Raw genomic sequence first — 17,402 nt, forward strand, 5'->3', positions numbered from 1 at the left:
CGCGACGGCCGGTTACACGGTGTGCAAAAAAATCTTTTTGCGCTGCGCTGTAACCCGGCACGTGTCCCCGACGAATTGACGTGTATCCGACCGTCATGGTGATCGACATGGACACGATAAAAGCGACACTCACGCCAGCGCACGACAGCGTTCCGCGCCACTCGCCCATTCATCCGCTATGGTTGCGCATCACGCATTGGCTCAATGCGTTTGCCGCGCTGATCATGATGTTCTCGGGCTGGCGCATCTACGACGCGTCGCCTGTTTTCCGCGGCATTGTGATTCCCCCGTCGATCACGCTTGGCGGCTGGCTCGGCGGGGCGCTGCAGTGGCACTTCGCGGCGATGTGGCTGCTGGTCTTCAACGGCATCGTGTATCTCGCGCTCAACATCGCAAGCGGGCGCTTCGTCGCAAAGTTCTTTCCGCTTTCACCGCGTGCCGTGCTTCACGACTTCATCGCCGCCGTGAGCGGCAAGCTGTCTCACGCGGACTTGCGTCAGTACAACGCGGTGCAGAAGCTCGCCTATCTCGCCATCATCGTCGATCTCGCGGTGCTCGTGCTGTCGGGGCTCGCGATCTGGAAGTCGGTGCAGTTTCCGCTGTTGCGCGAACTGATGGGCGGTTACGACAACGCGCGCATCGTTCACTTCTGCGCGATGGCGGTGATGGCGGCGTTCGTCGTCGTGCACATCGCGATGGTCGCGCTCGTGCCGCGTTCGCTGCTGACCATGCTGCGCGGCCGTTGACCCTTGCACGAGGAATCCCCATGAAAACCAGCGACAAACCGATCGTCAAGCTCGATCGCGAAGCGATTCTCGCCGATGCGCGCCGCGAACTGGAAATGCCTTCGCGCCGCCTGTTCGGCAAGCGCATGCTGACCCTGGGCGGGCTCTCGTTGCTGACCGGCTGCTCGATCACCGACGAGGACTCGGTCAACAAGTTTCTGACGGCTGTCTCGCGTCTGAACGACCGCGCGCAGGCACTGCTGTTCGATCCGAAGCAACTCGCGCCCACTTATACGGAAGCGCAAATCACGCGGCCGTTTCCGTTCAACGCGTTCTACGGCATCGACGACGTGCCCGAAGTGGACGGCAGCGACTATCGCCTGAAAGTCAGCGGTCTCGTGACGGGGCAGCGCGTGTGGACGCTGCCTGAACTGTACGCGCTGCCGCACGCTGAACAGATCACACGGCATATCTGCGTCGAAGGCTGGAGCGCAATCGGACGCTGGGGCGGCACGCCGTTCGCTGGCTTCCTGCGCCGCATCGGCGCCGATACGACCGCGAAGTATGTCGGCTTTCGCTGCGCGGACGATTACTACGAGAGCATCGACATGCCCACTGCGCTGCATCCGCAGACCTTGCTCACGTTCGAATACGACGGCGAGCGCTTGCCCGCGAAATACGGCTATCCGATGAAGCTGCGCATGCCGACCAAGCTCGGCTACAAGAATCCGAAACACATCGTCGAGATCTTCGTCACGAATACGTATCCCGGCGGCTATTGGGTTGATCAGGGCTACAACTGGTTCGGCGGTTCCTGAGTGCTGTTCTGTTTTTTTCCGGTTCCGGCATGGCCGGATACCACTTTCCCCCACCAAGGAGATAAGCAATGAAACGACTGATGACGGCGGTATGCTTCGCCACGCTGGCGATGGGCACGACGGCTGCATTTGCGCAGGCGAGCGGCGCGATGTCGAACGATGCGATGAGCAAGGACGCCATGTCGCATGATGCGATGAAAAAGGACACCATGTCGCACGACACGATGAAGAAGAACAGCAAGACGAAGAAGCATGATGCGATGGGTATGGATCATCCCGCATCGGGGGCGATGTCGCAGTAAGCTGCCGTGGCAGTCAGCCGGGCGTGGGTTCGCGCCCGGCTGTTGTTTGTTCTACGCCTGCGCCTGGAAGATCAGATTGAACGGCGTTTGCGTGGCGCGCCTGAAACGCGTGAAGCCGCCCGCCGTCACGACATCTCTGAGCCGCGCTTCCCCCGCCTGCGCGCCGAGCGCCTTCCTGCCTTCCTGCGCCAGCGACGCGCCCGTGCAGATCAGTGTCGACGCGGAATAGAACACGCGCCCGACAGGATTGAGATTGTCTTCGAGCCGGTCGTTCGCAAACGGCTCGACGATCATCCATGACCCATCGGGTTTCAACGACTGCAGGACGTGCGCCGCTGCGCCTGTCGGGTCGCCCATGTCGTGAAGGCAATCGAAGAACGCGACGAGGTCGTAGTCGTTGCCGGGAAATGCTTGCGCGCTCGCGACTTCGAACGTGACCCGCTCGCCGAGGCCCGCTTCGTCGGCAAGCTCACGGGCTCTCTGCACGGACGGCTCATGGTAGTCGAAGCCGACGAAGGTCGCGTCGGGATAGGCATCCGCCATCAGCATCGTGGACGCGCCGTGTCCGCAGCCCACATCGGCGACCTTCGCGCCGCGCCCCTTGAGTATCGCTTCGACACCGTTGAGCGCGGGTATCCATTCATCGACCAGATGTGCCGCATAGCCCGGGCGAAAGAAGCGCTCCGTGCCCTTGAACAATGAAGGATGATGCTGATGCCAGCCGACACCCAGGCCTGTGCGGAAGGCGGCTTCGAGTTTGGGCAGGCTGCGGAACATCGCTTCGGCGCAGTCGGTGAATCCCGGCAGGAAAGTCGGGCTCGTATCTTCGGCGAAGCACATCGCCATTTCGTTATCCAGCTGATAACGCGCGGTCTCGGGATCGTAGCGGATAAAGCGCGAAGCGGCCTGCGCCGCGAGCCATTCGCGCACGTATCGTTCGGCGAGACCGGCGCGTTCGGCGACCTGCTCCGACGTCATCCAGCCCTGCTCGGTCATCGCCTTGTAGAGGCCGAGCCGGTCGCCGAGCGCGATCAGCGGCGCGGACGCCACGGCGCCGAATTCTTCCACCATGCGTCCCATGAAGTCCTGCACCTTTTGTTCGTCGTATTGCATGTGCCACCTCCTCGGCGAAGGCAGAATTGATCTGACGAAAGCGGCGTCCGCCGTGCGCACACGTTACCGGCGACGTCCATGCAAAGTATAGGCAGTGGAAAGACTGACGAAAGGCGCAAGTGCAGGCCATTTCGCGCGTGTGTATGATCCGCGAGCATCAAGGCCATTCAACGGGACTTCAGATGAGTTCAAGCAGGCAAGCCAAGCGTGGCGTTCCGGCCAAACAGGATCTGGAAGCGATGTCGGTATTCCGTTACGAGCTGCGCAAGTTCTTGCGCGTCTCAGAGGAGATCTCCAACGCGGCCGGCATCACGACGCTGCAGTATCAACTGCTGCTGCACGTGCGCGGGTTCGAGGGGCGGCAATGGGCGACGGTCGGCGAACTGGCGGAGCGTCTGCAGGCGGCGCCGAACGGCACCGCCGCCCTCGTGTCGCGCTGCGAATCGGCAGGCCTCGTGACGCGCAAGCCCGACCCCGCCGATCGCCGTCAGGTGCAGGTGCATCTCACGCCCAAGGGCGAGCGCTGCCTGCTCAAGCTCGCAGCCGAGCACAAGGCACACTATGGCTCGTTCGGCTGGGTGTTCGGCGAAGCGAACGAGTAAGCATTCCGCAGCTGCCTGCGCAAGTCGAACTGGAGAAGCGCACATTTATGTCACAATGTGCCTTATTTGGCTTCGACTACATAAGCTCCGATGCGCATTTCCGCATTTTTCGACCGGCGCGCGATGCTGCGCGCAAGGCGGCTCTGGCTTCACTATGGCGTGTTCTGGCTGGGGGCGGTGGCAACCGGGCTTGTCGCCGTCCTGTACGCGCGCCTGATCGATTTCGGCTACGACACGTTCCTGCATTGCACGGTTGCGCACTGGTGGCTGCCGCTCGTGCTCACGCCGGCTATCGGTGCATTCGGGGTCTGGATTACGCGGCGTTGCTTCCCCGGCGCGGAGGGCAGCGGCATTCCGCAAGTCATCGCGACGCTGCACGATGGGCGCGACCTGGGGCCGCGTCTGCTGAACCTGCGCATTCTGGCCGGCAAGATCGCCGTATCGTTTCTGTCGATCCTCGGCGGCTTCACGATTGGCCGGGAAGGGCCGACGATCCACGTGGGTGCGTCGCTGATGTTCAGTCTGCGGCGCTTCTATCCGGCGCGTTTGCGTAACCTGCGAGGTGGGGAACTCGAGCGCAAGCTCGCGTTGGCGGGCGCCGCCGCGGGGCTCTCCGCGGCGTTCAATGCGCCGCTTGCCGGCGTCGTGTTCGCGATCGAAGAACTGACGCGCAGCTTCGAGCAGCGAACCAGCGGTGTGCTGATCACGGCGATTATCTTCGCGGGCGTTGTCTCTCTCGGCTTGCAGGGCAACTACACGTATTTCGGCACGATCGAAATCGACGGCCACTTTCCGGATCTGCTGGCCGTTGCCGCCGTGCTGCTGGGCGTCGTGACGGGCGTGGCGGGCGGCGCGTTCTGCTGGCTGCTGCTCAATACCGAACGCTGGATGCCCGCTGGGCTCGTCACGTGGAGAAAGGCGCATCCCGTTGCGTTCGGCGCGGCGTGCGGCCTGTTCATCGCCGTGATCGGCGTGGCCGCCGGCGCGCACACGTTCGGCAGCGGCTATGCCGAAGCGCGCGGCATGCTAGAAGGCAGTTCGCAACTCGGTGCGAGCTATCCGCTGCTGAAGATGGCATCGATGGTCGGTTCGTATTTGCCCGGCGCGCCGGGCGGTCTCTTTGCGCCTTCCCTCGCGATCGGCGCGGGAATCGGCAACGCACTGCATCTCGTGTTCGGGCAGATGCAGCTTCCGATGCTGATCGCGCTCGGCATGGTCGGCTATCTCGCTGCCGTCACACAAAGCCCCATCACCGCATTTGTGATCGTGATCGAGATGATCAACGGGCATGCACTGGTGCTTTCGCTAATGGCGACGGCGCTAATATCGAGCCAGGTGTCGAAACTGTTTGCGCCGCCGCTTTACGAGGCGCTGGCGCAGCGCTATGCCGCCCGTTGATGCCGGCGTTGCACGCGCGACATTCGTGCGTCACGCGTCGCAAGTGGCGATCAGCGCACCGCGCGCTTCCCGAGCGTGCCGCTCTCAATAGGCGGCGCGCAGCGCTTCGTCGGCGACGGCGAGGCGCGACGCCATCGTCTTGATCAGAAAGCGGTGAAACTGCTGCGCGGCGACGGGGTCTTCGCGTTCGAGCGCGAACAGCGCGGGCACCGACAGACGATGCACGCGCGTGCGTGCCTCGGCGATGACGTCGGCGCTTCGCGTAGTCTGCGTGTATACAGCCATTTCGCCGACGACGGTTCCGGGACCGAACGAGCGCAGCCGCACGAGCCGGCCGCCCGATAGCGGCAGCGAAACGGCGACGCGTCCGCGTTCGACGATGTACAGTGCGTCGCCCGGCTCGCCGTGCAGGAAAAGCGGCTCGCCGGCGTCGAGGTCGCGCACTTCAAGGTGCGCGCATAGCCTGTCCAGCGCGGAGGGCGTGAAATGCGGCGCGAGCGTCGCGCGGAGATCCTGTTCGCCCGATGGTTGCGTAAGAGAGCACGATTCGAGCAGACGGTCTTCGATCCATTCGAGCCCGGCATCGAGCGTCGCGAATTCGTGGATGCGCAGGTTCAATGTCCCCGACTTCGCGAGCAGGCTGCGCGAGCGCGCGGGCAACGCGGTGAGCACGAGGTCGGCGCCCGACGACGCGCACAGTTGCCGCAGCTTGACGAACGCAATCGATACCGACGCATCCATGCCGTTGGTCGATGCGAAGTCGAGCACGACGTAGCGCACGCGAGCGGCGGTGTCCGCCTGAAGCCGCTCGCGCACGCGCTGCAGGATCGAATTCGCGGTGCCGAAGAACAGAAACCCTTGCAGGCACAGACCGCACACCTGCGCGCCGCGCTCATGCAGATGCGTGGAATCCTCGATACTGCGTTCGACCGACGACGTGCGCGTGGTCGCATCGAACTCCATGCGCACACAGCTGACGCGCCCGTATAGCAGCGCGAACATGACACACGCGGCAATGACGCCCGCGATCACGCCCGCAACGACGCCATAGAGCGCGACGGCGGCGAGCATGCCGGGCACGAGCGCGTACTCGTACCAGTTGAGCCTCGCATACGCGCCGACCAGCCATTGGAGCATCAGCCGCAGCCCCATGAACAGTTGCAGCCCGACCAGCACGGGGACGGGAAAGAGCGCCACGAGACCGGGCGATGCCACGAGCGCGGCAAGGCACGCGAGCGCGGCGAATACGCCCGCGAGCCGGGTCGTCGCGCCGGCTCGCGCATTGAGCATCGAGCGGTTGTATGACTGATAACCGATCATGCCGCCCAGCAATCCGCTCGCAATGTTAGCGAGACCTGCTGCGCGCATTTCCCGATTCAGATCGATGTCCTCGCCCGTTGCCGCGCCGATCGCCGTCGAGTTCATCAGGATCGTGATCGCCGACGCCGACGTCACGATGAGCGACTCGGGCAGATGCGCCGCGATCGCGGGCCAGTCGATCGCACCCTGTGCGAGCGATGCGGGCACGTGCAGATCGGGGAAGAGGTGCAGCCTGACCTGGGGCAGCAGCAGGCCCAGGCGGCGCGCATCGTCGATCGAGAGTCCGGCGAGATGCAGCGCAATATAAAACAGCGCGAAGCCGCACACGAGCACGAACGGCAATGCGGCGATGTGCTGTCGTCCGCGCGTGAGCAGAGTCGTCAGCACGCCGATGAACAGCGCGGGCACCCACGCGAGCCAGTGCAGTTGGGTGAGCAGGCCGAGCGTATGCCAGCGCGGCGATTCGCCCGTCAGCACGCGAAACGCACCCGCCAGCAGCAGATAGCCCGTGCCCGCGAGAAAGCCACCCACGACGGGATAGGGCAGGAATTGCAGGGAACGGCTGCGCCTGGACGAGCCGATCGCGAACAGCACGATCCCTGTCAGCACTGAACACAGTGCAATCGCAATCAGCACGGTGAGAATAATGGTAGCTGGCGAGCCGCCGTCGGCATGCACGCTGCTCGCGACACCCGCCGCGACGCCCGCGAGAAACGCGGTCGCGTTGCTGTCGGGCCCGGCGATGTTCAGCCGCATCGAGCTGGTCAGCGCGATCACCAGCGCAGTGACGATACAGCTGATCAGCGCGGTCGGCACGCCGAGTTCGGCGTAGCGCGCGAGGTCGGCGCTGAAGATCAGCGTGCCGAGGCTCATCGCGTAGCAGAGCATCACGAGGGTCGAGACGGCGCCCGCCGTCAGGTCGCCGAGCAAGCCGGCGACGCGCGGCGCACTCGTGCTTCGAGACGTCGATGCGGACGCGGACTCCGATGTAGAACCTGTAGCACCCTGCTTCACGGCGGCTCCCGGAACGCGCGGCGCCCGCGCGAGGCGGGGCCGCGCGAGCCAGTATCCGCCGTGGCTCTCGCGCCTGTCAAACGGCTGGCAGCCAGGCGCCGCCTCCTGTCGGCGGGTGCGGCACGTCAACCGAAAAGAGCGCGCGTCGTCGTATTGCTTCAGCGCTGAACACCCGCGCATCAGGACAGGCGGCGCAGAAAGGGGGCTTTCTTCATGCGCTGGAGGTGGTCGACGCCGCACTGACGGACCGCGCGGATCAGGTCGGGGGGAGCCGCATCGATCCCGCGTGCCGCGGACTCGACGGCGGATCGGCCGAGGTCTGCGTCAGTTGGGGCAGCGTGTGCGCCAACGATTGCCGATGCGCAAGGAGCGGGTCGAGGCGCGTCGTCAGTTCCGATACGAGCGCCTCGCAGTCGCCGATTGCCGTCGAGCCCCGTTTCGTCCAACGCTCGCGTTGCGCCTGCGTCAGCCAGTGCAGTGCGGCATCGCGTTCATGGCGGATAGCCCGAATCTCCGCATCGACGTTGAGGACACGGATCAGCAGCCGGTGCACGGAAGCGGGGTGATTCATGGCGCGGAACCTCGCAATGCCTGCGCGCATCCTACGAAGTCCGGCACGTTCGCGCCGGTACAAAAACGGGTCAAGCCGGCCTGCGAAGCGCCAACCGGCGATGCCCTTTTCGTCTAACGATGAATCCGGCGATTCGTTGCGACAAGTCCAACGCAGCGCGTTGCCGCTACAGCAGCACACCATCGCGCTGCGACACGCGGAACGTGCCTTTTCCCGCCTGTTTTGCGGCGTAAAGCGCTTCGTCAGCGCGGGAGATGAGTGCGTCGACGGCGTCATCGGGAGCAGACAACGCGATGCCGATGCTGGTGCCGATCGACACCGTCCTGCCCGCAGCCAGTCGATAGGGCCGGCTGACGACGCGGATGATCCGCCGCGCGATGGTGGCGACCACGAGCGGCGTCGAATCGCGGACGATGACAGCGAACTCGTCGCCGCCGAGCCTTGCCGCCAGCTCGCCGTCCCGCAGCGTCTGCTCGAGCCTCGCCGCCACCATCGTGAGCACTTCATCGCCCGCGCCATGACCGAGGTTGTCGTTGACGTTCTTGAAACCGTCGAGATCGAGGTAGAACACGGCCGCACGTGACGCGGCCGACGCCGGGGCCGCGCTCAGCATGAGCTTCAAACGGTCGTGGAATTCGCGGCGGTTGGCGAGTCCCGTCAGCGGATCGTGGCGGGCGAGGTGCAGGATCCTGGCTTCGCTTTCCCGGCGTTGCGTCACATCCTCGATGATGATCACGGCGCTTCCATCCGGTACCGGATTGCGTGTGATCTCGAGATGCCGTCCGTCGCGCAATTCGAGGTCGAACGCGCGGCGCTCGCCATGCAGCCACGCCGCGCACCGCTCTTCGATCTGCGCGCGGAACGCCGGACCATCGAAGTGCGCAAGTCCCACGTGTCCGATGAATTCGGGCAGCGGCACGTCGAGTTTCAACCGCTCGACGCGTGCGCCGAACAGCTCGGCCGTGCGCCGGTTCGCGATCACCACTTTTCCCGCCGTATCGATGGTGCAGAGGCCGTGCGGCATGTGCGCCAGCGCCGCGTCGAAACGCGCTGCCAGTTCGGCGTGGCGCTGCTCTGCCGACATCAGCGCGAGCAGGCCGTCGTAATGCCGCCAGACGATGGACACCATCGCGACGAGATAGGCCGCGAGCGGCGGCACGAGTATCCACGAGCCGCGGCTCGGCGCAGCGATCGCGCCGATGCCGATCGGAACCGCGCCCAGCACGATCTGCGCAATGGCGAGCCGGGGCAGGGCGGCATTACGCGATCCGATTCCGCCCAGGATACCCGCTGTCACCATGATCGCGAGCGCGGCCAGCTGGCGGTCGGGCGAGATCACGCAGCTCATTGTGCCCAGACCGAGCACGAGCGTCGCCAGGAGGCAGAGCGGCGCATAACGCGCCGCACACGCGTCGGGATGCCGGGCGCTCGCGCGGTTTCGTCTTTCGTACGCCCCGATGCACAGCAGCCGCGCCGCGAGGATCGATACGTCGACACCGAGCCAGATGGCCGCCCAGGCGGCATGCAGCCTGCAATATGCAACCAGCGCGACGAACGCGCTCGCGAGGCCCGCCATGAAGAGCGGGTGAGCGTTGTCGAACGCGGTCGACAGCAGCGACGCGCGCACGGTATCGCTGACGGTGTTCTGCCGGCGCGCCGGCGTGCCGAGAACGAAGCCTATCGCGGGAAATCTCGTTCGCATTAGGCGTCCCCGGCCGGCACGGTGAGAGCGAGCGCCGTTTCGCGTTGCGCGCTCACGAGTCTCTGTATCGCCACATCGCTCATGGGCCGGCCCGTCAGATACCCCTGCACGACATCGCATTGCGCGTCGACGAGCCAGGCGAGTTGCGCGGGATACTCCACGCCCTCGGCAACCACAGTCAAGCCGAAACTGTGGGCCATCGAAATGATCGCGGTGACGATGGGCTGTCCCGATTCCGGCAGCGATCGCACGAAGCTGCGGTCGATCTTCAACTCGTTGAGCGGAAAGTTCTGCAGATACGACAAGGACGAATAGCCGGTGCCGAAGTCGTCGATCGACAGGCGGACGCCCGCAGCACGGATCGTCTTCATCAGTTCCGTCACGTCGTCGACGTTTTCCATCAACAGACTCTCGGTCACTTCGAGCACGAGGGATCGCGAGGAAAGGCCGCTTTCGGCAAGCGCGACCAGCACGTCGTGCGTGAAGGTCGGTTGACCGAGCTGTCGTGCGGACACGTTGACGGACACGCTCACAGGGCTCGAAGCACGCCTGTTCCATTGCGCCGCGTCACGACATGCGCGTCGCATCACCCAGGTGCCGAGCAAGACGATCAGGTCGCTGCCTTCCGCGATCGGGATGAACTCTTCCGGCGAGATGCTGCCGTCATGCGGATGATGCCACCGCACCAGCGCTTCGGCGCCCGTCAGCTTTCCCGTGCGGCATTCGAACTGCGGCTGATAGACGACGCTCAGTGCGTCGTTGCCGATGGCAGCGCGCAAGTCTTGTTCGAGGCGCGCACGTCGCTGCGCCTGCGTGACCATGTGGTGCTCGAACGCGACGGCCGTGTTCTTGCCATTGTTCTTCGCCGCGTATAGCGCGATGTCCGCATTGCTGACCAGCGCGGGGACGTCGTCGGCATCGTCCGGGAAACGGCTGTAGCCGATGCTCGCCGTCACCGCGACGCTGCGTCCCTGCAATGTGAACGGGCGGGCCAGTGCAAGAACGATCTTTGCGGCGGTCGACTGGCTTTGATGCGGCTCCCTGTCAAGCGACGCCAGCACGGCGAATTCGTCGCCGCCGATGCGGCTCACGATATCGCCGGCGCGCACCGTTTCCTTGAGCGCCGCCGCCACCAGCTTCAACAGCTCGTCGCCGGCGCCATGGCCGAGCGTGTCGTTGATCGTCTTGAAGTCGTCGACGTCGATCAGCACGAGCGTCAGCGGCGCTTTCGAGCGCGCCGGCGATGCAATGCGACGCTCCAGTTCTTCGAAGAACGCGCGGCGGTTGGGGAGGTCGGTGAGCGGGTCCGTGAGCGCGAGATACTCGAGCCGCCGCTCCGCGTCGTTGAGACGCGATTTCATCCGCGTCATCACGAAGCGGGCAATCAGCAACGCGCACGCGGACGCGCCGAAAATGAACGATGCGTATCGCTGGAACTGCGCCTGCATCTGCTCCGTCGTCGCAACCAGCACGACGGTCCCGAGATGTTCGCCGTTCAGTTCGACTGGCGCGGACACGATCACGTCTTCGAAGGAAAGGCGTCGCGGGTGCGAGACGGATTCCAGCGTGCCTTCGTTGCGCTCCGCGTCGGAGACGCCTTCGCGCGCATAGAGGACGAAGCGCGCGTCGTCTTTGTCGAACACGGCGACGCTTTCGACGTACGGCAAACTGCGCATATGCTGGAGCACGTCGCCCGCCGCCCGTCTGTCGCCAAACACGAGCGCCGCCGACACGTTCTCCGACACCATTGCCGCCTGCAGACGGGCGATGTCCGTCAACGATGCGCGCAGCGATACGGCCTGATAGACGAGCAGAACGATGCCAGAGATCAGCAGCGCGACGGTCACGCCGATCAGATTGACGCGGCCCAGCGAGCGCGTCAGGGTCGGTGTGGCTGCCGTATGCAGATTCATAAGACGCTCCTCGCAAGGCGCAATAGCCTGGAACTCAGCGACAGACGCCGTCGTCCGGCTTCGCTTTTGTCGATATCGAAACGTATGTGGTCGTCCTCCGTGAATAGCCTCACGATCCACGGGCGGCTGCCCATATCGAAGTTGGCGATGACGAGGACGGGACTGTCCGACGCGAGTACGTCGGCGAGTGCTCGCGAGACGGGCGTCTCTCTTTCGAGCACGATCACGTTGCATCTGGACGGCTTCTCGTTGCCCGCAAGCGCGGCCACGGTCCAGATCCGGCCGCCGGTCGCTTTGCCGGCAAATTTTTCGAGCTCGCTGCTCAGGCCGCCCTGACCGCTCGCGCAGACGACGAGCTGCGTGTCCGTAAGCGATCCTGCTGGCCAGGTCACGAACTGCGTCATGTTGTAAACGTAAGCCGCCGTCAATACCGATTCGTCGACCTGTGCGCGGGTCGAGCGGATGCACAGGCAAGCGGCCATCGCTCCCGCGACTGCCGATGCGGCGATTTTCGAGGCGGTCCGCATGTCAGAACCCGTATACGAGCTTGAGCAGAAACGAGCGGCTCTGCTGCGCGATGACGTCTTGCGTGTAGCCGGGACCGGCCGGGTCGAAATAGCGTGTATCCGTTACGTTGTAAATGGACAAGGAAACGTCGGCATGCGGGATGAGACGCGCGGAACCGATGGAGACGTTGCCGATGCAATAACCCGCTGCATGTCCGCGTTCCGCGAGTCTGCTCGACACGCAGCGCATCTCCGTGCCGAGCCGCGCCCGGTTGGTCAGCAAGGGCAGCACCATGTTGAGCTTCGCGAGATGGCGGGGCGAGTTTTGCATCACACTGCCCGTCCCGCTGTCCCGTGCGATTTGCCACGAATAGCTCGCTCTTACGCGCGCCCCTCCGGCGAACTGCTGCTCGTAGCCCAGCTCGGCGCCATTCGCTTTCGAACGGTCGACGTTGCGAAAGATATAAAGCCCCGATGGATCGAGCGTCTCCGAGATCAGGTTGCGGATGTCGTAGTGAAAGACGGACAGCGTCGCGCGCCCCGTCGGTCCGAATGCGTGCTCGTAGATGAGTTCGGTGGTGCGGATGTGCTCCGCCTTCAGGCCGGGATTCGGCAACTGGCCGCCTTCACCCGGCACCGCGTAGTAAAGCTCGTAGGCATTGGGCGCGCGATAAGCCGTTCCGTAGACCAGTTTCAGCGTGTCGGCCGAGGTGGCCTTGAAGGACAGCGCAACGCGTGGACTCACGTTGCTGCCTGCCACGGCTTCGTGGTCGTAGCGCAGGCCGAGATTGAGCGTGAAGCCGGCGGGCAACCTGATCTCGTCTTCGGCGTAGACGCCGCTGCGATGACTGCTGCGGTGATCGTCGAGTATCGACGCAAACGGCGCGACGTCGAAGTTGTACTGATCGCGATGGGCGTCGCGCGTGTAATCGACCCCGACGATCAGCGTGTTGTTGCGGATCGAGCGGATGGTTGCATTGACGTCTGCGCCGTACCACAGCGCATGGTCGCCATCGACGTTTTCGACGGGGCCGGGCGCATAGAGGGACGGACTGCGATAGTCGTAGCGTCCCCAGTCGATTTTCGCGGCGACTTCGAACCCGGATGTGATCGCGTGATGGAAGGTGCCGTTGATGAAGGCATGGGTGTCGGTGGTGCTGAACGGCGTGTTGAATATCGCGCCATAGGGCGCACCCGGCACGCCTTTCGTCCGGTTCGAATATCCCGCGCTGATGCCGAAGTCGCCGTAGGCCGCCTTGCCGAGCAGATTCTGGCCGCGATCGTAGTCGAGACCGTTCGCGACGCCGTGGTTCTGATCCGGCGTGTCGAACGCCGGGAAGTAGAGGTCTTGTCCGTTGCGTTCCCACGAACTCGCGGACAGCAATACGTCCGCGCCGTGCGCGCCGTGCCAGCCATAAGTGGCGCGCGCCTTCTTCTCGCCGAAGCTGCCCGCGGCCGCGGCGGCCTGGGCACCCGCCATGTTCCTGCCGCTTCGGGTAATGACGTTGATGATGCCGAACAGCGCGTTGGACCCATACACGGCCGACCCCGGACCCGGAACGTATTCGATGCGTTCGACGAGATCCATGTCGACGGGAAAATCGGTGCCGATGGGCGCCTGGTCATACACGGCATCGTTGATTCTCACGCCGTCGACGAGCAGCAAAAAACGGCTGTTGTAATCGCCGGGCCGCTGGAAGCCGCGCGCGCCCAGATACGCGTAGTTGCGGTCGTAAGTCGTGTAGAGGCCGGGCAGGGACGCGAGCGCATCGGCGAGCGTTTTCCAGCCGAAGTCGCGGATGTCGCTGGCCGTCAGCACCACCACCGCGGCAGGGGCGTCGGAAATACGCTGTTCGAGACGCGTCGCGCTGCTGACGCTCACCTGCATCAGCTGTTCGAGCGGCAGGGCCAGCAGGTCGTTCGTCGCGACGCGCGGCATCGTATCGATGTGCGCGTCCCTTTCCGCCTGGCCAGCAACTGCGGCAGTCACACCGAACACGGCGGCGAGAGGAAGGCAGCGCAGTCCGCGCCAGACATCTCGCGCGGTACTACGCGAATTACACATCTCGGCAATGGTTACTTTCTATCTCTTTGGGGAAACGAATGTCTCCAGATTTGTTAACGGATGAATTGAAGTGGGCTTTAGGCATCTATTTAATTGGGCCAGAACGCACGACGCGCAAGGCCGTCCGGCAACGGGCGCACGGCAGCGCAAGCGTCGGCGCGAGGGAATGGGACAAACCATGCGGGGCAAACGAGGTATCGCTTTTGCTGTTGTTTCAGCAACCTGTCGACTGACACACGAGAGCCACCGTGACGAAATCTGCCATGAGAGTTTCTGTTGGCTGCGAAGACCCCTGCACGCAGGACGCGCAACTCCTGCTCGACGAGTGCGCCGCCACGCTCGCGCTTTACTCGGGCGATGGCGGGCAATCGAGATTCCGGCTGGAGGAGGTCTGCTCGGCACGCGGCGCATTTGTCGTTGCGCGAACCAGACAAGGCGCACCGCTCGGTTGCGGCGCGTTCCGTCGTTTCGACTACGGCGTGGCAGAGCTGATGCGTATTTATTGCCGGCGCGAATCGGGCGGCGCAGGGCAGGCGATATTGGACATGCTCGAAACCGAGGCGATGACGGCCGGCTATCGAACGCTGATCGCGCAGACGAACGACCTCAACCGCAGGGCGCTGGCGTTTTTCGAGCGTCATGGTTTCGAGCAGATCGAACCCGTCGGGGCTTCGATGCATCGGGCCAACGTGTTGTGCTTTGCGAGAGACATTGCCGCGCAACGGGACGGCGATCCGGCCGCCAGCAAACATGCGGACACGGACCCTGCCGGGCGCGGCGAGAGCCGTTGACGCAATGCCGGACGACTCGCGCGTGCGGCCGCGTGCTGCCGTGCCACCCTCGCCGGGCCAAGCGCGGCATGCGCGATGCTCGCCCGTCGGAAGGATGACGTCATGCAAGGAGGCGAAGATGGGCTCGTTGTTCAAGACCCTCACAGCGGCGGCCGTAGGCGCAGCCGCAATGTATTACTTCGACAGCCAATCGGGCCGGCGACGCCGCGCAATGCTGCGCGATCGGATGGGCGCGACTTCGCGAACATTCAGGAAGAAATCGCGGGCTCAGGCGCGTAAGGCGATGGGTCATGCATACGGCATGCTTCACCGCGCGGCATCGAGCGGTGCGCCCGTCAGCGACGTGCAGGTCACGGAGCGCGTGCGCTCGCATCTGGGCCGGGTCATGCGCACGCCGGGGGCCGTCGACGTGCGCGTCGATCATGGCGTGGCGTGCGTGGCGGGCGAGGTGCTCGCGTCCGACCGGCAACGCGTGATCGACGAGATTGCCGCCGTTCCCGGTGTCGAGCGGGTAGAGGATCATCTATCCGTGCACGCGGCGCCGGGTAACATCCCCGAGTTGCAGGGCGTTGCGCAACGAAGCCGATAGCCAACTCGCGGCTGTTTTGCAGACGCCTCTGCATGGAAGGGACCGCTTGCGGCTTCCCAAATACCAACGCCACTGCGCCTCGACGGCGCAGTGGCGCGGGAAGAAGCTCGGCGCGGCTGTCAGCCGAACGTGAACGAGAAGGCCTGCACGCCCGGATCGAGAAATTCGATCGTGAAGGTCCGGTCGCGCACGGCGTCGTGCTGGCGCACCAGTTGATAGAGCCGCGCGCTCGTCACCACGCCGGTTCCATCGGCTGCGATGTCGGCGCCGTGCGAGTCGCCGGGTGCTGCGCCGTCGATCGTCACGCGAAAGCGCACAGGCTTGCCATTCGCACCGGGTCCGAGCACGAGATGCAGGTCGCGTGCATGGAAGCGATACGCGATGCGTCCATTCGCTTCGCTCGCTACGGCCGCTTCGCCACCGACGATCCATCTGCCGCCGAACGCCCAGCTATTGAGCGGCAATTGCGACGGGATGCTGTACGAGGCGGCATCGTCGGGACGGATGTCCTGCGGCGACGCGAAGCCGCGCGCCTGCTGATAGCCGACGTATGTCTCGCCCGATTCGACATTCGACGCATCGGCGGCCGCCTGCGCGCCGGCCCCGTGGATGGGCGGCAGATCGCCCGTCGGCATCGTGTGTCCCGAGTCGGCCAGCAGTTGCTGGATGACCTTTTCCGCTTCGCCATAGCCGCCTTCGCCGAAATGGTGATAACGGATGCGGCCTTGCGCATCGACGATATAGAACGCGGGCCAATACTGATTGCCGAACGCCTGCCAGATCCCGTAGCCATTGTCGATCGCGACGGGGTAGCGGATGCCGAGATCGCGCACGGCGCGCTTCACGTTCGACGGATCGCGCTCGAACGCGAACTCAGGCGTATGGACGCCGACCACCACGAGACCGTCCTGGCCATAGCGGTCCGACCACGTTTTCAGATACGGCAGCGTGCGCAGGCAATTGATGCACGAATACGTCCAGAAGTTGACGACCGTGACCTTGCCGCGCAACGCGTCGGCCGTGAGCGGCGGCGAGTTGAGCCAGCTTTGCGCGCCGTCGAGCGAGGGCAGCGTGCCTTCCACCGGCAGCTTCGAAGGCGTCTGCACGCTGACACGCTGCAGGTGCGGACGGCTGCCGCCATCGGCGGAAAGCAGGCCCACCGGGCGGCTTTCGACGCCCGTCGTCGAGGTCGACGGCACATGCGCGAGGGCGCGCGTATCGAAACCGAAGCCGATGCCCACGACGCTCAGCAGCACCAGCGCGCCCATGAAGCGGCGCACGCGCTCGCCGAAGCCGAGCGAGCGCTTGAGTCCGTCGAGCGCCTGCTTGCCGAGTCCCGACGCGACGGCGAGTGAACTGGCCGCGCCGAACGCGTAGGCCGTCAGCGCCGCTGCCGTGGTCCAGCTTGCGCCGTGCAACGCGGCGCCCGTCAGGATCAGACCGAGAATTGGTCCAGCGCACGGCGCCCACAGCAGGCCTGTCGCCGCACCGAGCAGCAGCGCGGAGACCACCTGAAAGCGCGTGCCCTGCGCATGCGAGAACGCTTCGACACGGTTGCCGATGTCGAAGAACGGGCGCGACACGCGCGTCCACAGCGCCGGAAACAGCAGCGACAAACCGAATACGGCGAATAGCGCGAGCGACACCCCGCGACCGTAGTGGCTCAACCGCGCAGCACCCGCGAGGCCCGCCACGCCGACGCCCGTGACGACCGCGAAGGTGACGGCGAGCCCGATGAGCAGCGGCAGCCGGCCCGTGACGAACGGCCGGTCGGAGCGTGCGAACACGAACGGCACGACGGGCAGGATACAAGGGCTCAGGATCGTGAGCACCCCGCCGAGAAACGCGATGACGATGAGTAACATGAAAACGACCTCCTGATCCGCAATGGATGGTTCAACCGGTTGGCCACGCATCGCGTGGCCTTGTGCAGGATTAGAGGCCACGCATGTATCCGGCGAATTTCAGGAGGG

The 17,402-nt window shown here is 64.7% G+C and carries 15 protein-coding genes; 7 read left to right on the plus strand and 8 right to left on the minus strand.

Translation table 11 applies throughout. The features are described from left to right. The first annotated feature begins 107 nt into the window (after positions 1-107). From BPHY_RS25135 to BPHY_RS25145, 3 genes are all read left to right on the plus strand, one after another. On the plus strand, positions 108-746 hold the full coding sequence (locus tag BPHY_RS25135) for a cytochrome b/b6 domain-containing protein (protein ID WP_012404273.1): 639 nt from the start codon (positions 108-110) through the stop codon (positions 744-746). A 20-nt stretch (positions 747-766) separates the two neighbouring features. Next, entirely contained in the window at positions 767-1,543 is a 777-nt protein-coding gene (locus BPHY_RS25140; protein WP_012404274.1) for a molybdopterin-dependent oxidoreductase, read from the plus strand. A gap of 68 nt (positions 1,544-1,611) precedes the next feature. After that, positions 1,612-1,845, plus strand: coding sequence for a pentapeptide MXKDX repeat protein (locus BPHY_RS25145; RefSeq protein ID WP_012404275.1), 234 nt, complete (start codon positions 1,612-1,614; stop codon positions 1,843-1,845). Between the two features lie 51 nt (positions 1,846-1,896). On the opposite strand, the gene BPHY_RS25150 is transcribed toward BPHY_RS25145, so the two are convergent. Then, positions 1,897-2,958: a class I SAM-dependent methyltransferase gene (locus tag BPHY_RS25150; RefSeq protein WP_012404276.1), complete on the minus strand. Its 1,062-nt coding sequence runs from the start codon at positions 2,956-2,958 to the stop codon at positions 1,897-1,899. Positions 2,959-3,140: 182 nt separating this feature from the next. On the opposite strand from BPHY_RS25150, the gene BPHY_RS25155 reads away from it, so the two are divergent. Further along, a complete protein-coding gene (locus tag BPHY_RS25155) occupies positions 3,141-3,560 on the plus strand; it encodes a MarR family winged helix-turn-helix transcriptional regulator (protein WP_012404277.1) in 420 nt (139 codons plus the stop codon). Between the two features lie 90 nt (positions 3,561-3,650). Then, complete coding sequence (locus BPHY_RS25160) at positions 3,651-4,958, plus strand: chloride channel protein (RefSeq protein WP_012404278.1); 1,308 nt, start codon at positions 3,651-3,653, stop codon at positions 4,956-4,958. An 84-nt stretch (positions 4,959-5,042) separates the two neighbouring features. Here the strand turns inward: BPHY_RS25160 and BPHY_RS25165 are convergent, their stop codons facing one another. The 6 genes from BPHY_RS25165 to BPHY_RS25190 form a co-directional block, all read right to left on the minus strand. Beyond that, positions 5,043-7,292 carry an SLC26A/SulP transporter family protein gene (locus BPHY_RS25165; RefSeq protein WP_012404279.1) on the minus strand — a complete coding sequence of 750 codons (2,250 nt, stop codon included), beginning with the start codon at positions 7,290-7,292 and terminating at the stop codon, positions 5,043-5,045. A gap of 256 nt (positions 7,293-7,548) precedes the next feature. Beyond that, complete coding sequence (locus BPHY_RS25170) at positions 7,549-7,863, minus strand: hypothetical protein (RefSeq protein WP_157686724.1); 315 nt, start codon at positions 7,861-7,863, stop codon at positions 7,549-7,551. Between the two features lie 166 nt (positions 7,864-8,029). Then, complete coding sequence (locus BPHY_RS25175) at positions 8,030-9,565, minus strand: sensor domain-containing diguanylate cyclase (protein ID WP_012404281.1); 1,536 nt, start codon at positions 9,563-9,565, stop codon at positions 8,030-8,032. Continuing rightward, positions 9,565-11,478, minus strand: coding sequence for a putative bifunctional diguanylate cyclase/phosphodiesterase (locus tag BPHY_RS25180; protein WP_012404282.1), 1,914 nt, complete (start codon positions 11,476-11,478; stop codon positions 9,565-9,567). The genes BPHY_RS25175 and BPHY_RS25180 overlap by 1 nt, the downstream gene beginning before the upstream one ends. After that, positions 11,475-12,005, minus strand: coding sequence for a YfiR family protein (locus BPHY_RS25185; protein WP_012404283.1), 531 nt, complete (start codon positions 12,003-12,005; stop codon positions 11,475-11,477). The genes BPHY_RS25180 and BPHY_RS25185 overlap by 4 nt, the downstream gene beginning before the upstream one ends. 1 nt (position 12,006) lies before the next feature. Beyond that, on the minus strand, positions 12,007-14,049 hold the full coding sequence (locus BPHY_RS25190) for a TonB-dependent receptor plug domain-containing protein (protein WP_012404284.1): 2,043 nt from the start codon (positions 14,047-14,049) through the stop codon (positions 12,007-12,009). A 263-nt stretch (positions 14,050-14,312) separates the two neighbouring features. Between BPHY_RS25190 and BPHY_RS41925 the strand changes: the two genes are divergently transcribed. Together BPHY_RS41925 and BPHY_RS41930 are read left to right on the plus strand one after the other, a co-directional pair. Next, a complete protein-coding gene (locus BPHY_RS41925) occupies positions 14,313-14,840 on the plus strand; it encodes a GNAT family N-acetyltransferase (RefSeq protein WP_012404285.1) in 528 nt (175 codons plus the stop codon). A 118-nt stretch (positions 14,841-14,958) separates the two neighbouring features. Further along, positions 14,959-15,429 carry a BON domain-containing protein gene (locus BPHY_RS41930; RefSeq protein WP_012404286.1) on the plus strand — a complete coding sequence of 157 codons (471 nt, stop codon included), beginning with the start codon at positions 14,959-14,961 and terminating at the stop codon, positions 15,427-15,429. A 119-nt stretch (positions 15,430-15,548) separates the two neighbouring features. Here the strand turns inward: BPHY_RS41930 and BPHY_RS25205 are convergent, their stop codons facing one another. Continuing rightward, entirely contained in the window at positions 15,549-17,294 is a 1,746-nt protein-coding gene (locus BPHY_RS25205) for a cytochrome c biogenesis protein DipZ (protein ID WP_012404287.1), read from the minus strand. Positions 17,295-17,402: the final 108 nt, after the last annotated feature.

Origin of the sequence: Paraburkholderia phymatum STM815 (assembly GCF_000020045.1) — a bacterium.
GTDB classification, from domain to species: domain Bacteria; phylum Pseudomonadota; class Gammaproteobacteria; order Burkholderiales; family Burkholderiaceae; genus Paraburkholderia; species Paraburkholderia phymatum.